At 45.0% G+C, this 19,439-nt stretch carries 18 protein-coding genes; 3 read left to right on the top strand and 15 right to left on the bottom strand.

Annotated features, from left to right (window positions below; all coding sequences use genetic code 11):
* Nucleotides 1-35: 35 nt before the first annotated feature.
* Together AC0C66_RS10115 and AC0C66_RS10110 are read right to left on the bottom strand one after the other, a co-directional pair.
* The gene (locus AC0C66_RS10115) at nt 36-1,337 is read right to left on the bottom strand and encodes an HD domain-containing protein (RefSeq protein ID WP_072182877.1); all 1,302 of its coding nucleotides are present in this window, start codon (nt 1,335-1,337) and stop codon (nt 36-38) included.
* A 161-nt stretch (nt 1,338-1,498) separates the two neighbouring features.
* Entirely contained in the window at nt 1,499-1,723 is a 225-nt protein-coding gene (locus AC0C66_RS10110; protein ID WP_003222050.1) for a YuzB family protein, read from the bottom strand.
* 214 nt (nt 1,724-1,937) lie between these two features.
* Between AC0C66_RS10110 and rsfA the strand changes: the two genes are divergently transcribed.
* A complete protein-coding gene (gene rsfA, locus AC0C66_RS10105; RefSeq protein WP_014115572.1) occupies nt 1,938-2,717 on the top strand; it encodes a prespore-specific transcription regulator RsfA in 780 nt (259 codons plus the stop codon).
* Nucleotides 2,718-2,860: 143 nt separating this feature from the next.
* On the opposite strand, the gene AC0C66_RS10100 is transcribed toward rsfA, so the two are convergent.
* The 4 genes from AC0C66_RS10100 to pta form a co-directional block, all read right to left on the bottom strand.
* A complete protein-coding gene (locus AC0C66_RS10100) occupies nt 2,861-3,751 on the bottom strand; it encodes a carboxylate/amino acid/amine transporter (protein ID WP_061186614.1) in 891 nt (296 codons plus the stop codon).
* 169 nt (nt 3,752-3,920) lie between these two features.
* Complete coding sequence (gene ywfL, locus AC0C66_RS10095) at nt 3,921-4,766, bottom strand: octanoyl-[GcvH]:protein N-octanoyltransferase (protein WP_072182878.1); 846 nt, start codon at nt 4,764-4,766, stop codon at nt 3,921-3,923.
* Between the two features lie 47 nt (nt 4,767-4,813).
* The gene (gene cysL, locus AC0C66_RS10090; protein ID WP_072182879.1) at nt 4,814-5,713 is read right to left on the bottom strand and encodes a cysJI operon transcriptional regulator CysL; all 900 of its coding nucleotides are present in this window, start codon (nt 5,711-5,713) and stop codon (nt 4,814-4,816) included.
* 146 nt (nt 5,714-5,859) lie between these two features.
* Nucleotides 5,860-6,831, bottom strand: coding sequence for a phosphate acetyltransferase (gene pta, locus AC0C66_RS10085; RefSeq protein WP_014115576.1), 972 nt, complete (start codon nt 6,829-6,831; stop codon nt 5,860-5,862).
* Nucleotides 6,832-7,100: 269 nt separating this feature from the next.
* Here pta and hemQ point away from each other — a divergent pair, with 269 nt between their 5' ends.
* Nucleotides 7,101-7,865 (top strand): hydrogen peroxide-dependent heme synthase, encoded by a 765-nt coding sequence (gene hemQ, locus AC0C66_RS10080; RefSeq protein ID WP_014115577.1) that lies wholly within the window; start codon nt 7,101-7,103, stop codon nt 7,863-7,865.
* Between the two features lie 131 nt (nt 7,866-7,996).
* On the top strand, nt 7,997-8,776 hold the full coding sequence (gene bacG / locus AC0C66_RS10075) for an NADPH-dependent reductase BacG (RefSeq protein ID WP_072182880.1): 780 nt from the start codon (nt 7,997-7,999) through the stop codon (nt 8,774-8,776).
* Between the two features lie 14 nt (nt 8,777-8,790).
* Here the strand turns inward: bacG and bacF are convergent, their stop codons facing one another.
* The 9 genes from bacF to AC0C66_RS10030 all read right to left on the bottom strand — a co-directional run bounded on the left by bacF (nt 8,791) and on the right by AC0C66_RS10030 (nt 19,401).
* Entirely contained in the window at nt 8,791-9,990 is a 1,200-nt protein-coding gene (gene bacF, locus AC0C66_RS10070; protein WP_072182881.1) for a transaminase BacF, read from the bottom strand.
* A complete protein-coding gene (gene bacE / locus AC0C66_RS10065; RefSeq protein WP_061186525.1) occupies nt 9,991-11,175 on the bottom strand; it encodes a bacilysin exporter BacE in 1,185 nt (394 codons plus the stop codon).
* The gene (gene bacD / locus AC0C66_RS10060) at nt 11,172-12,590 is read right to left on the bottom strand and encodes an alanine--anticapsin ligase (protein ID WP_072182882.1); all 1,419 of its coding nucleotides are present in this window, start codon (nt 12,588-12,590) and stop codon (nt 11,172-11,174) included. The genes bacE and bacD overlap by 4 nt, the downstream gene beginning before the upstream one ends.
* A gap of 18 nt (nt 12,591-12,608) precedes the next feature.
* A complete protein-coding gene (gene bacC / locus AC0C66_RS10055) occupies nt 12,609-13,370 on the bottom strand; it encodes a dihydroanticapsin 7-dehydrogenase (protein ID WP_072182883.1) in 762 nt (253 codons plus the stop codon).
* A gap of 2 nt (nt 13,371-13,372) precedes the next feature.
* Nucleotides 13,373-14,080 carry a 3-((4R)-4-hydroxycyclohexa-1,5-dien-1-yl)-2-oxopropanoate isomerase gene (bacB, locus tag AC0C66_RS10050; RefSeq protein ID WP_072182884.1) on the bottom strand — a complete coding sequence of 236 codons (708 nt, stop codon included), beginning with the start codon at nt 14,078-14,080 and terminating at the stop codon, nt 13,373-13,375.
* Nucleotides 14,070-14,684: a prephenate decarboxylase gene (gene bacA, locus AC0C66_RS10045; protein ID WP_072182885.1), complete on the bottom strand. Its 615-nt coding sequence runs from the start codon at nt 14,682-14,684 to the stop codon at nt 14,070-14,072. Before bacA ends, bacB begins: the two co-directional genes overlap by 11 nt.
* Before the next feature lie 150 nt (nt 14,685-14,834).
* Nucleotides 14,835-16,073: an MFS transporter gene (locus AC0C66_RS10040; RefSeq protein WP_061186529.1), complete on the bottom strand. Its 1,239-nt coding sequence runs from the start codon at nt 16,071-16,073 to the stop codon at nt 14,835-14,837.
* Between the two features lie 215 nt (nt 16,074-16,288).
* The gene (locus tag AC0C66_RS10035) at nt 16,289-17,701 is read right to left on the bottom strand and encodes an amino acid permease (protein WP_072183226.1); all 1,413 of its coding nucleotides are present in this window, start codon (nt 17,699-17,701) and stop codon (nt 16,289-16,291) included.
* On the bottom strand, nt 17,701-19,401 hold the full coding sequence (locus AC0C66_RS10030; RefSeq protein ID WP_472973558.1) for a M20 family metallopeptidase: 1,701 nt from the start codon (nt 19,399-19,401) through the stop codon (nt 17,701-17,703). The genes AC0C66_RS10035 and AC0C66_RS10030 overlap by 1 nt, the downstream gene beginning before the upstream one ends.
* Between the last annotated feature and the right edge of the window lie 38 nt (nt 19,402-19,439).

Raw genomic sequence — 19,439 nt, 5'->3', positions numbered from 1 at the left:
ATTCCCGACATCTCCTTTTTCCTTCTTTCCAATTTCTATGTCAGTCCCAGCAGCTGCCGGATTTTCATTTTCGTTTCCGGATGTTCAGAGCCGTCACAAATCAGGTCCTTCGGATAGTACAGCTTGTGGTCCGTCCGACGTTTCCCGGAGATGGATTCCACAATAGCCGACTGTCTGGACAGCTCTTTAATTTGGCCGTTTTGCGTCAAGAGATGGATCGGCAGACGCTCCTCTTCCTCTCCAGGACGGTAAAAATCGTATGGCAGATCTGAAGAAGAATCGACGACCAAATAGTAACTCGGATCGATTCCCGCCTCTTTGAACAATGAAGTCAGCTCAAAATAAGCCGACATTTCTTCATTCGGATTGAATTCAACGTATTGGAACAGCTGGCGGTTAATGAATCTTCGGCACAAATCAGATAAAATCGCGTCTTCTTCATCCTCCCAGGCCTGGAAGTAATACAAAATAATAGATTCATCAAGCTTCAAATAATCCTCCAGCGTCAATTTCCCTTCAAAAATAGAATAGAAATGAACCGGAGCGTGAGTGAAGACATAGCCTTCATCGTGCAGCTGCTTCGCCCTGTGAAGAATCTTCGTTAAAATAACCTCTGCGCTTCTTGTCACAGGATGGAAATACACCTGCCAGTACATTTGGTAGCGGCTCATGATATAGTCTTCGACAGCGTGCATCCCGCTTTCTTTAATGACGATCTGATCCTCGCGCGGTCGCATCACCCGAAGAATCCGCTCCATATCAAAATGGCCGTAGCTGACGCCCGTATAATATGCGTCGCGCTGCAAGTAATCCATGCGGTCTGCGTCTATCTGACTCGAAATCAGGCTGACCACTTGCTTGTTTTTATATGTTTTGGCAATGACTTCAGCAACATCCTGCGGGAAACGCGGGCCCACCTTTCTGAGCACCTGATTGACCTCTGTGTCCCCCAAAATGATATCTCTTGTAAAATCTTCGTGGTCAAGGTGAAAGACTTTTTCAAATGAATGCGAGAACGGCCCGTGCCCGAGATCATGAAGCAGCGCCGCGGCCAAACAGAGTTCGCGCTCACTGTTATCCCATTCAGGGCGGCCTTTAAAGACGTCATCAACCATTCTCCTGACAATTTCATAGACACCGAGAGAATGGTTGAACCGGCTATGCTCAGCGCCGTGGAACGTCAAATACGTCGTGCCGAGCTGCTTAATTCTGCGGAGACGCTGAAATTCGCGGGTTCCGATCAAATCCCATATCAGCTTGTCCCGAACATGAACATAGCGGTGCACCGGATCTTTAAACACTTTTTCTTCTGATAATTTTCCATTTGGATACGCCATCGTCATTCCCTCTTTTTTTTAGCCATGTTTCTATTATATCGACTCTATTCTTTGAAAACATCCTTGAATTTGCCCGGCGATTTGTTCCATCTTTACGAAAAACACGTTATGTGAAGCAAAAAAGCCTGACCTGAGGGCCGAGGCTATAAAAAAATATGTTTTTACTTTTTTATTTTCTTTTTTACTTTGTCAATCAGCTCATCCTCTGTCGGAGCTGACAGCGGGCGATTGTTCACAAAAGCAAATGATTTTTTCCGTCCGGGTCCGCAATAAGATTGGCATCCTACCTCAACCTTTGCGTCCGGGTCCACTTCTTTTAAACGCGGCAGCAATGTTTTGATATTAGTGGCTTGGCAATCATCACACACTCGAAATTCATTAGCCATGACGTACGCTTCCCTTCATTTCTATGTTCATCTATGTGTATAACCTAAAATCGCTTTTCAAAAAAAATCACATCACTCTTCATTTTACAAGGATTCGACTGTTCCTGCAAGCCGCTCCATCCTTCGTATCTCCTATTCTTTCAGCCAACTTGTATAAATATTTTCCAAACTGGACATTCTAATACCATGAAAAGAAAAATGGGAGTTGAGATAAATGACAAAACAGCGACAAGACGCTTGGTCAGAAGAAAATGATCTGCTTTTAGCCGAAACAGTGCTTCGGCATGTGAGGGAGGGCAGCACTCAGCTGAACGCCTTTGAAGAAGTCGGTGATAAATTAAACCGGACATCTGCAGCCTGCGGATTCAGATGGAACGCGGTAGTCCGCCATCAATATGAAAAAGCGCTTCAGCTTGCGAAAAAACAGCGAAAACAGCGGATGAGAGCGCTCGGAAACGGGCAGCCTGCGAAAAAAAGGCTATTATATCAGCCTCCTGCGGTTGATCCTGAAATCGTTCAAGAAACCGCTGCAGAGGAGCCGGTTAAAACAGACGCACCATCAGCTGAAAATGAGCAGCAGCCTTTCATGTCAGGCGAACACATGCCTTTTGTGGATGAAAGCTTTAAGGAAGAGTTAGCTAGTCTATCACACTTATTGTCTCCCCAAACACCTGCAGCCGCGCCAGAGATGACGATGAATGATGTGATCCGCTTCCTGCAGAATTACGAAGGCAATAACGAGCAATCATCGGCATTAAAAATGGAAAATGAGCGTTTAAAGAAAGAAAATCAGGAATTGCAAAGCAAAACGGAACAGCTTGAGGCAGAAGTACAAAAGCTTGAAAAAGACCAAAAAACGATCCAAGAAGATTATGAAACCTTGGTGAAAATTATGAATAGAGCCAGAAAGCTAGTTTTATTTGAAGAAGATGAACATGCCTCTCCGTCCTTCAAAATGGACCGAAACGGCAATTTAGAAAAAATGGCAGAGTAAGTTAGAAAAATCCCAAAACAGCTGTTGGTTTTGGGATTTTCACCATGTACAAAATCCCCTTTTCCATTGAGAAAAGAGGATTTTATTATTTTGCAGCCGGCTCCGCTATTCTTGTAAAATGAGGCCAAGCTTATGTGAATCTATCAAGACATGTGAGCTGCCCCGGCCGTTTTTTGTTTCCGAGGCGCAGCGGAAATGACCAGAAGCCCTAGCATCATCAGTGCAATGCCGAGCCACGAGGAAAGTGAAAGCATTTCCCCTATGAAAAACACGCCCAGCAATGAGGCCGTCAGCGGTTCAGCTAAAGACAGCGTGACCGCCGCCGAGGCCGGAACTCCGGTAAGCCCTTTCGCAAACAAAAAGTATGCGGCGCATGTTGCAATTAACCCGATGTAAAGGCTCGTTCCCAATCCTTTCGGTGTCAATATCCACGAGATATCTGACTGCCATAAAAGCGGTGTCAGCAGGATGGCACTGATCATAAAGACAACGGCTGAAGTCGCTCGCGGAGGCTGGGTTTTCATCATCGCTTTACTGATGAGCGTATAGCCCGCAAAAGAAGCACCCGCTCCGAGCGCCATAAGAACGCCAGCCACATCAATCCGAACATTCGAACCATCGGAAAACAGGAGCCAGCAACCGGCTAAAGCCAGTACAGTCGCGATCCACCAAGAGTTTCGCGGACGTTTTTTCAATACGGCCCACTCCATGCTTCCGGCAATGATAGGCGCACTGCCGATCGCAATCACTGTCCCCACTGCGATTCCGGTTTCTTTAACGGCTGTGAAAAACAGCGGCTGGTAACACGCCATACAAACTGCAGCTGATAATACGAGCGGCCATGACCAATTTTTCACGTGAAGCTCCCGGCTGATCCAAACCGCAAGCAGCATGGCGCTTCCTCCTATTAATAATCTGAACGCTCCGAATGCCAGCGGTGTGGAGCTTTCTGGAGCCATCGCCTGAACGGTTCCCGTGGTTCCCCAGAAGAAAGCCGCGATCAGCACAAACAGGCTGTAAAAATTCCCTTTCATCTGCCTCTCCCCTTTGTATATGGATGCTGATGTCATTTTATCGTTTTTCTTTTTGTCAGGGTTATCTGAATGTAAGAAGGATTTATCTGAAAATAAGATTGTTGAGGATAAAATACCGCTTGAAATAAAAATTGCATGCCGGCCGATACAGCTGGCATGCGAAGAACGCTCACCCAAATACCTTTGCATTCCGCTCAGCCATCCGGACGAGGTTTTTCTCAAATGCCATTTCCTCATCAATGGACAGTCCGGCTGAGTATAGATGGGTGCTTAACGCTTTTAATTCTGTCAGTAAAGCGAACATTAAGTCTTGTACGGAGATGTCTGTTTGCAGTAGCTCGCTTAAGGACGCCATCGTTTCGGGACGTATCTCAGGATAGACGCCTTTTTTATCGTTTCGTTTGTCCTTCAGCGCCGCTTGGTAGAATCGTCTGATCAAATCGGCTCTTTCACTGCCGCTTTTATCCGCGCAGAGATAAATTTGAACAGCAACTCCGCCGCGAACGCGTCTTTGAGAAATGCCGGCGAATTTTTTTCCATTTATGCTAAGGTCATAGCTGCCGGGACAATAAGATCCTTCAATTTCATAGGCTTCGATCTTTGCATTGTACGGTTTTAGCATCCGTCTCATCAGCTCAACCATCGCTTCATATCCTTTGTCTATATCGATGCCTTTCTTTTCGTCTTCGAATATGAGAGAAATATTTAAAACGCCTTCATCCAAAACGACGGCAAGACCGCCGGAATTGCGTACAATCACACGGTATCCTTCGTTTTCCAGGAAGGTGATGCCGTCCTGCAAAAACGGGAGACGCGTATCCTGTATTCCAAGGACAATTGTATTGTGGTGAACCCATGAGCGCGCTGTCGCCGGCGACACGCCTTTTCCGACGGACATGCACAGCGTATCATCCATTGCGAAGGATTGCTTCGCATCAAATAAAGGGCCGAGACTGGATTGGTCAATGACTCTCCATGTCGGCTGCATCAGTAAATCAATCGGTTGGTTTGCCATCTATGTAAAACCCTTTCATGTTAGGCTTATGAACGAAAACTATTATATCATTTCAGCCGCTGTGATTGATAATTGCTTTTCAGCATCGTAATAAAAATTTCTTTATTTTTTGTATTCTCCATGAGAGGAGAATGAATGTAAGACAGCTTGCGCTTTAACGAGAAATCTTTTATATGGAGAATTGAAATTTCACGGTGAATCAAATCCTTATGCAGCACGCTTCTGGATAAAACCGACAGTCCCATGCCGTTGATCACCGCTTCTTTTACACCTTGATTGCTGCTGATGGTGAACATCGACTTTGGCCGCAGCCCGTTTGAGCTGAGAACATGATCGAGATATTCTCTCGTCCCGGAGCCTTTCTCTCTTGTCACCCATGCTTCGTTTTGCAAATCGCTGATCGAAATATCTCTCTGTCCGGCCAGCGGATGCTGATTCGGCGCGGCAATGCACATTTCATCCTCCATGAACGGTTCAATTTCCAGTTCATTCTCGTTTGTATGTCCTTCAATCAGTCCGATATCAGCCTGAAGCATCCGCACACGCTCGCTAACCTCCTCCGTATTGCCAATCATGACATCGAGATTCAGCTCTGGATACAGCTTTTGCAGCTGGGCCAAGAGCGGCGGAAGAATATACTCTCCGATCGTAAAGCTGGCAGCAATTTTCAATTCGCCTTTCACATAGTGATGATGCGCATAGATTTCAGCCTTTGCTTGCTCGTAGAGAAATACCATTTGCTTTGCTCTTTGATACAAAATGTCTCCTGTCGGCGTTGTCGTAAAGTGTTTTGGCGACCGATTCAGGAGAGCCGTTTGAAATTCTTTCTCAAGATTTTTGATATGCAGACTGACGCTGGGCTGGGAGATCATCAGCTTTTCCGCCGCTTTTGTGAAGTTTTTTTCTTCTACTACCGCTATAAACGTTTTCAGCACGTCGTAATACAAAAACCCCACCCCTGTCATTAATGAAATATATGGTTATGATCAGTTTTCTTTATTGTACTCATATCATCTGTCTTGGTAAAGAAGGCTATACGGAGACGCAAAAAAGACAGCCCTCCGGAAGAGAGCTGCCATCGTCTTCATTTTTCTTACAGTGCTTGCGCCGCTGTAATTAATGCAAGATTGTAAACATCTTCAGCGTTACATCCTCTTGAAAGGTCGTTTACAGGCATATTTAAACCTTGCAGGATTGGTCCTACCGCTTCAAAGTTGCCCAAACGCTGAGCGATTTTATAGCCGATGTTTCCTGCTTCAAGGCTTGGGAATACGAATACGTTAGCATCCCCTTTGATCTCGGAATCCGGCGCTTTTTTCTCAGCTACAGATGGAACAAATGCAGCATCGAATTGGAATTCGCCGTCAAGTGTCAGTTCAGGCGCTTTTTCTTTCGCGATTTTCACCGCATCCGCTACTTTTTCTGTTTCATCAGATTTTGCTGAGCCTTTTGTAGAGAAGCTGAGCATTGCCACGCGAGGCTCAATGTCGAACATTTTTGCCGTATTGGCACTTTCGATCGCAATCTCGGCAAGATCTTGGCTGTCAGGCGCAATGTTGATCGCGCAATCTGCGAATACGTATTGCTCTTCTCCGCGAGCCATGATGAAGACGCCGGAAGTCTTTTTCACGCCTTCTTTTGTTTTGATGATTTGAAGAGCCGGGCGGACAGTGTCGGCTGTTGAATGAGCCGCTCCGCTTACAAGTCCTTGTGCAAGGCCTTTGTACACCAGCATTGTACCGAAGTAGTTCTCATCTAATAATGCTTTACGAGCCTGTTCTTCTGTTGCTTTGCCTTTACGGCGTTCTACGAATGCTTGTACAAGGTCTTCCATGCCTTCATATGTATGAGGATCATAAATCTCAACGCCATCTAGCGTCAGGTTCAGTTCTTTTGCTTTTGTTTGGATCTCATTTTCATTGCCGATCACAATCGGATTCAGCACTTTGTTTCCTGCAAGCTTGCTGACCGCTTCTAAAATACGCTCGTCTAAGCCTTCAGGAAATACAATTTTAACGTCTTTTCCAGCTACTTTTTCTTGCACTGTTGAAAATAAATCTGCCACAATAAAACCTCCTCAAAAAGTTACAAAAACGCTTTCTTTTACTAGCATACTCTTCTTCCAATCAAATTCAAACAGCCAACTTTCATTATAGCGCTTTCATAAAAAAATCTTATTTTTCTAATTAATTTAAGTGACTCATTCTTTCCTTATAGCTTCTCTTATTTTTATGGAGTTATACGAAAGGGATGTTCAAGGTTTCTCCACAGTAGAATCGGATAAACTATGGTATAGTGAAGGCAACAATGAAAAGATAATAGGAGTGAAGATAAATGAGTGAACAGCAAATGACCAATGAAGCGGCGAAAACGCTTGACGGCTGGTATGCGCTTCATGATTTCCGCACAATGGACTGGACTTCCTGGAAGCTGCTGTCCAGTGATGAGCGCCAATCTATCATACATGAATTCACAGGATTGCTTGAAAAATGGGGCGTTGCCCAAAAAGAAGGAAAAGGATCGCAGACCCTTTACAGCATCGTCGGCCAAAAAGCTGATTTTATGCTGATGATTCTTCGCCCTACAATGGAAGAATTAAATCAAATTGAGCTCGAATTCAACAAATCAAGACTTGCTGAGTTCACCATTCCGGCTTACTCCTACGTATCAGTGGTAGAGCTGAGCAACTACTTGGCAAGCGGCGACGGCGACCCTTACGAAAATCCGCATGTGCGTGCGCGCCTTTACCCTGAATTGCCTGAGTCAAAATATGTATGCTTCTATCCAATGGATAAAAGAAGATCCGGCAATGACAACTGGTACATGCTTTCAATGGAAGAACGCAGAAACTTGATGAGAAGCCACGGCTTAATCGGCCGCAGCTATGCGGGCAAAGTCAAACAGATCATCACCGGCTCCGTCGGTTTTGACGATTACGAGTGGGGCGTTACATTGTTCAGTGATGATGTGCTCCAATTCAAAAAGCTTGTGTATGAAATGCGTTTTGACGAAGTCAGCGCTCGCTACGGCGAATTCGGTTCATTCTTTGTCGGCAACCGCCTTTCTCTTGATACACTTCCTCAATTCCTATATGTATAATATCTCTCCCGCCCAAGCCGGCGGGAGTTTTTCGATCCTCCTTTATCAGAATTTAAATAAAATTTGCTTTTTTCTCTGTTTTTTCTTACGATGTAGTTAATAATCCATTTTTTTCAAAGGGGTGCTGTTATTTGTCAAAACGAACCGCATTTATTATGGGAGCCAGTCAAGGGATTGGAAAAGCAATTGCTCTGAAGCTAGCAGACCAGCATTTTTCCGTCGTCATTAATTCGCGAAACTTGGACAATATTGAATCTGTCAAAAAAGACATTTTGGCCAAGCATCCTGAAGCGAGTGTCATTGTCCTTGCGGGTGATATGTCTGACCAGCATACGAGAGCCGATATTTTTCAAAAAATCGAATCTCAATGCGGACGGCTTGATGTTCTGATTAATAATATCCCGGGCGGCGCGCCTGACACATTTGATAATTGTAATATAGAGGATATGACGGCCACGTTTACACAGAAAACCGTCGCCTATATTGACGCTATCAAGCGTGCCGCTTCACTGATGAAACAAAACGAGTTTGGCAGAATCATCAACATTGTCGGAAACCTGTGGAAAGAACCCGGCGCCAATATGTTCACGAACAGTATGATGAATGCTGCTTTAATTAACGCCAGTAAAAATATTTCCAGCCAGCTTGCTTCTCACAACATTACTGTCAACTGCCTGAACCCTGGTTTTATCGCTACAGACCGTTACCATCAATTTGTGGAAAATGTAATGAAAAAGAACAGCATATCCAAACAAGAAGCAGAAGTACAGATTGCTTCCGGGATTCCGATGAAGCGTGTCGGATCAGCTGAAGAAACCGCAGCGCTCGCCGCGTTTCTCGCCTCTGAGGAGGCCTCCTATATCACCGGACAGCAAATTTCCGCTGATGGCGGAAGCATGAAAAGCATATAAAAACATCCCGCTTTTTAGCGGGATGCTTCTTGTAATGATGCAAACGGCAGGTTCAGCTTTTGAATCCGCATGACAAACTCCCACAAATCCTCCTGCTTCGACACCATCGATATTCTGACATGCCTTTTTCCGTTGCTTCCGAATATTTCGCCCGGTGTGACAACGACATGGGCATGCTCCAGCAAGTAATCGGAGAATTGGTGAGATGTCTCAAACGTTGTCGGAATTTCAGCCCATACGTAAAACGTTCCTTTTGGCTTTTCCATCTTCCAGCCCAGTTCCTTTTCACACAGCTCCGTAAAAAAGTCAATTCGTTCCTCGTAGATTCGTTTTAAGGATTCCGTTTGCTCCGGATCTCCTGAAAGCGCGGCACTTGCCGCCTGCTGCAATCCGCCGAACATGCCGACAAATACATGATCCTGAAATTCATTGACGGCCTGAATGATCTTCTCATTCCCGACGGCAAACGCCATTCTCCAGCCGGCCATGTTAAATGTTTTTGAAAATGAATAAAGCTCTGCCCCGACAGCTTTGGCATCCTCTGCCTCAAGAAAGCTGGCCGGCTTTTTATCGAATTCAAACGCGCCGTACGCAAAATCATGAATCAAGTGGATGTTGTGCTCTTTCGCAAAAGCAGCCGCTTTTGCATAAAAAGCCGCATCGGCCACAGCTCCCGTCGGGTTATTCGGATAATTCAAAAACATGAGCTTTGCTTTTTCCAGCACAGCGGGATCGATCTTTTCAAAATCCGGCAGATAGCCATTTTCTTCATACAGTGGCATTTCGTGCAGCTCAGCTCGCGCCATCGTAATTCCTGACAGGTATTCAGGGTAGCCTGGATTCGGGACCAAAGCGATATCTCCCGGATTAAGCAGGCATTGTGTCAGCACATATAAGCCGGCTTTTCCGCCGCCGAAGAGCGCAACTTCCGTTTCAGGATTGATTGACACCCCGTATTCTCTTTTATAGAAAGCAGCGATCGCTTCCTTCAAAAAAGGATAGCCTCTGAATGGGCCGTATCCATGAAATGAAGGATTCAGGGACGCCTCCCGCAAAGCCTCCACAATATGCGGCGGAGTCGGAAGGTCAGGGTTTCCCTGTCCGAGATTAATGATATGGGCCCCCGTTTTTTCCAATTCCTTTACCTTTTGAAAAACGAGAGAAAACTCTTGCTTTGGAAGTGTCTTGATGACGTCGGACGGTGTTATTTCCATCTAAAAGACTCCTTTTTGCTCCGTTTTGTTATCCCGTTCCAAAAACGATTTGTTGACGAGCTTCGTATGCAGAAACAATCCGCTTACGATCACAACAATCAGCCCCATAATGACTGGAGCGTTAAAGACGTTGATTAACATCGAACCAACAGAAATACATAATCCGATCGACGCTTCCGCCACCGAAAAAATGCGCCCTTGAATCTGGTTCGCCGCGTTCTCCTGAACCTTCACCTTTGCAAGCACTTCCCCGTATTCCATCGCGATGAAAAAGAGGATTGCGGCGATGACAGAGACAGCGAAGATCGGCGTGAATAAAAACAGCGCCAGCGAGACAATGGATAAAACGGTAAAGTACGTCAGGCCTCTATTGTTGTTAAAGCCCCATTTGCTGACAAGCGCTGCCCCAATGAAGCCGCCGAAGCCGATGCAGAATGTGAGAATAAAGTTGCCGATTTCCCCGTCACCCAAAAAGCGGCTGACAATCGGAAAATAGCTGTACACAATTCCCCACAGCAAAGCCATCGTAATCATCGTAAACATGGCGTTTAATACGAAAGCATTGGTTTTGATTTCCTTGAGTCCTTCTTTAAAAGACTGAAAGGCCTCTTTTATGTTTTCAGATTGAATCGGCACGAATTGCAGCTTAATGCGGCTGATAAAAATGGCCGAAATCAAGTATGTCACACCGTTAAAAGCAACAGCCAGCTCTACAGAACCGCCTAACAGAAAAAGCCCTCCGGCAGCTGCCCCGACGATGATGGAGATGGTCGTCGCTTTTGCAAATAACGTGTTGATGCTTTTAATATCTGATTCCAATGATGACATGACAGCGAGACGGGCCGGGTTAAAAAACACGCCGCTTCCATAAGAAATAAACAGCAAGGCCAGAAAAATCAGCGGATACTCGCCTTTTGGAAGAAATGTGAGCCCCAAAAAGATGATGCCCCTGATGATATCCGTCCACAGCATGATCTTAATTCTGTCTAACCGGTCGACCAGAACCCCCAAAAATGGCTGGAACACCATCGGAATGCTTCTGACCACGATGACCCCCGACGTCACCCAATAATCGTGATAATATGTAGACAAAATGAGCAGGGCAGGGAGAACACAATAGTCTCCCATAAACGATAGCGCCTGCCCGTAAAGCAAGTATTTAGAGTTGGGTTTTAACTGTTTCATACTGGCAGCACATACTTTGCCGTCAGCTTCGCATGCTGCTGAATTTGTCTGATTGATTCAGCCACATCCTGTGAATTGCTGCCTTTCAGTTCAAAAGCAGCAATGGAGTTGAAGGCTTCAAACAGCGTCAAATCAACTGATGTGCCTGGTGCCGCAGCCGAAAAAGAAACGATTTCTGTATCACCCTTCAATAGCCCGTCCGGAATATCGATCGCTTCGATCACCAAATCCTCAGCAGTTTCAGGGATCTGGCCATTTTGTTTGAAATGCTGAGGGTACAGATGGCAGTCAGCGACATAGTAAGGCTCTTGATCCAATAACCCGTCCGGCAGATCAGCATCTTTTCCGAAACAGAGAACATCTAATAATAATTGCGCCATATCAAGGCCGAAAACCTTTTTAATGTTAGGAATCATATTCCAGCCGGCGAATCTGGCTGCCGACTCTATTAAACCCGGTTCTCTGTTTTTCATTAGCTTGATTTCTGTATGTGTTGCGCAATTTTGCAGTCCAAGCCCTTCATTTGCCTTTTTAGCCGCTTCGACAATTTTCTTTTTCGCCTTTTCATCCAAAATGGACGGCGTAATATGTGATGTTTCTGTAAATCCAATTTGCGGCGTTTTGTCATGAATGGCGATCGGAAAATACTCACCATCAGCCATAATGCCTTCTATGCTGATATAGTCGGAGTACCCTTCTGTTTGATACCAGTCTCCGTACTCACCTTGTAAAAATTCTTCAGCAATAAACGGCGCTTCAAATGTGACCGCCTTCGGCACGTTAATCGATTTGAGATAGTCATTGACTTTGTTAAATTCATCTTCTGCCGTCTCCGTGTCGGTTATCAGCGTTACGCCGATTGAACTCGCTAAGTATGTAGGCTTCAAAATAAGAGGTGTGCCGATCTCTTCAAGTGCAGCACGAAAATCCTCAAGAGTTGTGACTCGTTTATTTTTGATCGATTTGACTCCGGCCTTATTAAAAGCGTCCCTCATTTTATTTTTATCTCTGGCATTTTCGGCTGCCTGCACGCCGGCGCCCCTCAGGCCCAGGCGTTCACAGGCTTTCGCCATCGGAGCAATGAATAATTCATTGTTTGTTGTGATGGCGTCCGCCTCAAACATTTCGGCAACCTTGACGATTTGCTCGACAACCTCTTCTTCAGGCTTGTCATGATCCTCATGTGCCCAATAAATTGAATCGGGATGCTCAAAATCAGCTAAGCTCTGAAAATAGTCTTTATCTTTTATGACCGCGACCGAGTATTTTTCAATCAGTGCTGCATGGGAGGCTGTAATTGCAAAAGGTCTTGGAATAAAGCTAACCAGGTTATATTTTTCAGCAGCGCTTTTATAAAACATGTGCGGCGGGCAGCCTCCAAGATCAGCGATGACCAATACTGTTTTTCTCTCCATATGTAAAACACTCCTTCTTTATTGTGCGGTGTATCCTCCGTCTGCGGTGATGGCGCTTCCGGTCATATAGCTTGATAAATCTGAGGCTAAAAACAGCATCACGTTTGCAATTTCTTCGGGTTTCCCGAGCCTCAGCAGCGGATTTACCTTTGCCTTTTCTTTTTTGATCTCTTCAAGTGTGCCTTCATTATTTTCAAGGAATGATTTTTCATTTAGCGGTGTGTCGATAATTCCCGGGCATACGCAGTTGACGCGAATTTGATGTTTCGCATAATCAACGGCCATTGACCTCGTCAGCTGCAAAACGCCTCCTTTGCTGGCGTTATAAGCAGGAATATCAGGCCATGCCACGAGTCCGCCGACTGAGCACGTATTAATGATGTTGCCCTTGCCGACAGCGAGCATATGCTTGAGTGCGTGCTTGCTCATTAAAAACATGCCGGTCAAATTGACTTGCAGCACCTTGTTCCAATCGCTGAGCTCCATCTCGTGAATGGGAGCCACGATTTCAATGCCCGCATTATTAATCAATACATCCAGCCCTCCAAATGTATCGACCGCCGATTGAACAGCGTGCTGACAGGCAGCTTCGTCTGTGATGTCTGTTTGCACAAAGTGCAGCCTGTCATTATTTTCTTTCCGAATCATTGCTTCTCCCTGCGCCTCGTCAATATCCGCCACAACCACGTTGGCCTGCTGGTTCAAAAAAGCTTGAACCGCCGCATAACCAATTCCTGATGCGCCTCCTGTTATGAGGACAGTTTTATCGATAAGGTTCATGATCACTCATCCGCCTTTATTTTTTTTGCTTTTGCTCTGTTGTAGCGCGGCGGGAAGAAGATGTTAATTGATTTTGATTCTTTTTCGGAACGGTTGATGGCGCCGTGATCCTCCCGAGGCTCGCAGAAATAGGCTGTTCCGAATTTCATTTCCACCGTGCAGCCTTCGACCGTCATGTCGTAACCTCCGCCGATGCAGATGCCGATTTGTTCATTCCGATGTTTATGGAAAGGCATCTCTCCGCCGTTTCCAGGGATTTTGGCCAGCATGATTTCCACCCAGTCCTCAACAAAGAACGTGACTTCCATGCCAGGCAATAGGTCTCTTGTTTTAAAAATATTCAAAAAATAGTCCTCAGGACTTGTATATGTTTCATCAGCTTTCAGCCGCTTGATATCGATCGCAATGACTTCTTGGTCTCTATCGTTTCTTGCCCCGTGAGGCACATGAGGCGGCGCAATATAGGCAGATTCCAAGGCCGTCATTTTTCTCGTCACATCTCCGACAGTCATCATCAGCTCGCCAGAAATGACCATGCCGATTTGGACTTCTTTATGTTGATGGGGTTCAACGTTGGTATGCGGCGGAACGTAAGACATTAATACTTCAGTGTCGCCGCGCACGGTTGAATACTGTCTCACTCCATTTTCCCATTCTATTAATTTCGGTGTCGGGAAATAAAGCTCCTGCATATCTTCTTTAGTTTTCATCATCAACGTCTCCTTTTCCGAATAATGACCAGCTCATAGGAATGCTTTTAAATGTTTTCACAAATGTAAGCCCGTACTTTTGCCGTGCAAGCTCATTGGTTAAGGCAATGTCATATAAGCCTTCTTTTACTTTTCTTGCAGCTTGACTGGTCGAATTGACCAGTTTGAAACGTACATCTTTGCGGGTAAAATATTTGATTAAATTAATGGGTGAAGGATGTGAAACGATAACAGATGAATCAAGCATATCGTCGCTGAATTCAAAATCAGGACGAACAGCCAGGCCGTACATCGGTGTATCGCACCTGAAGATCTGCAAAAGCTGCAAATCCGGCCTCATGTAGAAATGCTTAATGCCGTCATAAGCGTGTGGGACGATGGTATATTCTAGCGGGCTTTGAAGCGTCCTTTCGATACATGATTCAAAAGTATCATGCAAGGACAATTTACTGTTCAGCCCCTGAAGAAGAGTAAAATTGGAAATGAAATGTTTTGCTGCGTACTCACTGCTTGTCCCCTCAGGGCCGAGCGTGTTGACTGTAATGAGTTTGGATATTGAATCAGTTCTTTTTTTTGTCTGAATGCTATTATCCAATATAATCATGAGCACCAACCAATCTTTTAAATTTTAAGTAAATTTTATCCAGCGGCAATTGAACTGTCAATGTTTTATGAAAATATTGATAATTATTCCTATACAAACAAAAAACCCCTCAAGGAAGGGTTTTTTATTATAGGAATTTAGAAACTTTGTTTATTGGGATAAGGAATGATCAGCTTTCTGCTCATACTTGCCGTACTTTTTATATGCGAATACACTGAGCACAAATCCGAGCACTGTGATGGCGGCGCAAATCAATCCGACGGCTGCATACCCGTACCCTACATATACAGGCCCCATCAAAGCAGATCCTAATGTCACAGCCAGATTCGAGGCGAGGCTGTAAAACACCATGATTTTCCCGCGATGATGCTCTGAGCAGTCACTCAAAATGGTGCTAAGCAGTGTCACCGTCAAGCTTTGCATTAATCCCCAAATAAACAGGCTGACAATTAACAGAATCATTGAAGCCGGCGCATAGGCTAAACATGCCAGCAGCACGCTGATGACCCCCAGTGCAATCAAAAGGGAGCGCATTTTTCCGATGCGGTCGGCAATCTTTCCTGTAATGACACTCATGGAAAATCCGATGCCATAAATCATGATAAATAAGCCCGCAGCTGTATTTCCTCCGGTAAAAACGTCCTGAAGATAGGAGCCTAAAAATGAATACATACCGTAAAAACCAATCATATTACAAAAGGTTATCGTGATATAAACGGGTACGCGCGGGACTTTCAGCGCATCCCGGAATGTTCCAGCTGGCTCTTCTTTTTCTTCCTTGCCGCTGTTTTTATGTTCGGCATGACGACGCATTTCAAACAGGATCAGCAGAACAACCAGAACGCCCATCAAGGCGAAGATCCAAAATGTCCATCTCCAATGCAGGACACCGCCGATAAATGATCCGATCGGCACACCGAAGATCAGTGCCAGCGACCAGCTTGAAACAATCAGTCCCATCACCTTGCCCCGATATGTATAAGGAACACGGTCTCCTACAACTGCATAAGCGGTCGGCACAAACGCTCCCGCAGCTAACCCCGACAGCGCACGGCCTAAAAAGAAGAAAAAGATATTTTGAGCCAAAGCGCATATCACTGTTCCTATGATAAAGATCATAAGCCCAGCCATTAAACTTAGTTCTCTGGAGTATTTATCACCTAAAGGAACCAGTAGCGGCGCACCGATAAAAATCATAACGCCGTAAATACTGATAGATAACGCAAGGACACTGACATCTGAATTGAAGGCTTTTGCCAAATCCGGCAGCAGCGGTGAGATGACAAGTTCTTCAGATCCGGCAGCAAATACCCCCATCGTTAAAGCCAATGCTAACAATAGTGGAAAATGATGTTTTGTTTTGATGTCATTGTTTTGTTTGCTGTTCATTCTTTATCAAACACCTCTTCCATAATCTTCTTATCATAAAGTTGAATTATAGTTTAGCATTGTTTTTTCACAATTCACAATACGAACGAAATCTTTATCATTTTTATTATTTTCATTTAAATATCAATATAGATTTATATATTTCATTTTAAAAAAACTGTTTTCTTGTCAGACGCAACACGTAAAAAAGCTCTCCGGTTTTCCGGAGAGCTTTTTTATTGGACCTCTGCCTGCTCTTTTTCAATCGGTTCATGATTTATGCGTTTTTTGATGCTCAGATGGTAGTACGCATAGCAAAAAATAATGATCGGCACGCCGCAGTACAAGCCGATTCTTTGATCGGGAATGAAAATGAGGCTGATCAACACGCATCCGTATAAACAAAATCCGAGAATCGGGACTAGCGGATAAAGCGGCGTTCTGAACTCCAGGTCATTTACGTTTCCGCCTTCAGCGAGGAAACGTCTGCGAAAGAAAAATTGCGACGCACAAATGGACATCCATGCGACAACTGTCACCATACCAGAGATTGAAATACACCATAAATACACCGTTTCTGCAGCCATGACACTTGTCAGCAGCGAACATCCGGAAATGCCAAGTGTAATCAGCAAGGCGTTCATCGGCACACCTTTTTTTGTCAGCCTGGTAAGAAAGGAAGGGCCCATTTTATTTGATGAAAGTGACCACATCATGCGCGACGCAGCATACAATCCTGAATTGGCAACAGACAAAATCGCCGTTAAGATAACAAAGTTCATGATATCAGCTGCAAATGGGATGCCGATTTGATCGAGCACCACTACAAACGGGCTTTCAATAACCCCCGCCGTTTTGTAGGGAAGAATGGCAACCAGGACGAACATCGCGAGCACAAAGAAAAACAGTGTGCGCCAAATGACATTTCGAATGGACTTTGGCAGTGTTTTTTCCGGATTTTCACTTTCCCCTGCCGCAATGCCGACAAGCTCCGTCCCTTGAAAGGAGAAATTCACCATGACCAGCGTAAACATAACGGCCAGCACCCCATTAGGGAAAAGCCCTCTATCAGTCATAAAGTTAGACAAAAATGGCGTTTCCTGTCCGCCTTTAAAGTCAATCAAGCCAAACACAGCGGCTCCGCCGATCACGATAAATAATACGATCGCTGCCACTTTGATGCTTGAAAACCAAAACTCCATTTCGGCAAAGCTTCTGACAGACAGCGCATTAATCAAAAAGATGACGATGCCAAACAAAAGACACCATATCCAAATAGGAACGGAGGGCAGCCACCTTTGCATCAAAATGCCTGCTGACGTCAGCTCCAAGCCTACTGTATTCGCCCAACTGAACCAATACAGCCACCCGATCATAAAGCCTGTCGACGGCCCCAGAAATTTAGTGGCGTAGGCCTGAAACGATCCGGCCACCGGCATGGCAACAGCCAGTTCTCCTAAACAAAGCATGACAAGATACATTAAAAATCCGCCGATGATATACGCGGCAATGGCACCGAGCGGTCCCGCCTGGCTGATGGTAAAGCCGGAGCCTAAAAACAGCCCGGTTCCAATCACCCCTCCTAATGCAATCATAAACAAATGCCTGCTTTTCATGCTGCGCTGCAATTCATTATGATGATCCTGCATCATCCTTCCCCCTTTGGTTCTTTTGCCGTGATGGTCATCCGGTAGCTCTGTAAAAGATGAACAGTGGTCTGCTGTATGAGGTGAGGCAAAACGTGAAATGTGTACGGTTTATAGACTCGTTCCGTCCACTTATGGCCGTCTTTTCCGTAAACGCCCATGTTAATGGATGGAATATTCAGCTTGCGTATGTCTTTGAACGGAATGGTTCCAATCATATTCCACCCAGGGAAGTTTCTGATAAAGGAATCAATTTCGCCATCGGTTTCGTGCAGCGATAAGAAACTGCCGTCTGCCAAGTAGGGGAAAAACTTTTTGAAGACAAATGTTTCGCCTGTCGATTCAGCGGTTTTGTCAGCCGCTTCTTTAATCACATGCTCCAAAAGCTGATCTCTTGTGCTATCTTCTTTTAAATAGTTATGCGGCAGGTAAGGAGGTGCGTAAAATAGAATGACTTTTGCGCCTTGATCGGGGTCAAGCTTTTGAAGCTCTTCGATTGCCTGAAAGCATTTCATACGAAGTTCGAGGTGCTCATTGGCTTTGAATGCCTGCTCGATACACTGCTCGGGATCTACGCCGCGGCTTCTCAGCTTTTCTAAGTATTGCTCCAGACTGTACACTTGAATGTCCCATGTTAAGTGTTTCTTCGGCAGATTGGTTCTCTTTACATATTCTTCATAATAATCTGATAATTTTTGTTCTGTGTCCCGGCATGCTTCCTCAGTAACTTCGATAAGCAGATCCATAATTTCCTTTGCTGTTCTTTCATAAATAAAATAATTGAAATACAAGCAGCTGCTGACAGCCGTTTGCACATTATAGGATTCCTTATTATCGCGCTGATACAAACAGGATGGGGGCAGTACCAACTCTCCTTCGATCTTTTCTGCCAGCTGAATGTTATTGTGGAGACGGCGTGTGATTTCTGATGAAATCAAATTTGGATCAATGCCTGCCAGCGTATCGCCAACATGTACTTCTCGCCCGTAGATGTAAAAGCAAGGCAGCAGTTTCCCCGCGGCTCCGGTGTAGATATACCTTGTCTTATCACCATCGTAAAGCGGCGTAATAAAATCCGTATTAATGGCAGCCAGATAATGAAGCTGTTTTTCTTTTTTTAGCCGGTTCAGCTCTGAAATGCAGGCGAGAACGCCGGAATGCTGACTCTCCTCATCCGGATTTGCCATAAACAATAGGTTTCCCGGCAGTGTATGGAGGTTCTCTGAAAAATGCAGAAGGTTGGCTAAATGAACAGCGATGCCGCTTTGCATATCGACAGATCCTCTTCCGAACATCCACTCACCTGATTCGGCATCCCGCTGAACATCTTGATCGAATTCATAACGGCTGAAGTACTCGGCCAATTTCTCGCAATCAAAAGCAATATCCTTTAAAGGGCCGAAATCTTCTATTCCGACTGTATCCAGATGGGCATGGTAAATGACAGTATTTTGGCTTTCTCCATGTCCTTCAATAAATGCAAAAATATTTTTACGATTGTATGGGTCGTTAGGAATAGCCTGTTCCCACACATGTTCAGGATTTTCCTGAAAATAAGGATAGCTCATGATCACTTCTTTGATAAAATTTGCCTTTGTCCCCTCTCCGACAGTGCCGTTCACACTGCTGAGACTGACCAGAGACGTTGTCAGCGCCTCCACTCTTTCAGCCGGCTTCATGTGACTGATTTTTGTATATAGCATAAATTGTCCTCCTGATCAAAAGTTGAAATCGTGCGATC

Source organism: Bacillus sp. VA13 (assembly GCF_055710085.1).
Note: the sequence above shows the minus strand (reverse complement) of the source record. Positions and strands in the feature narration are given on the sequence as shown.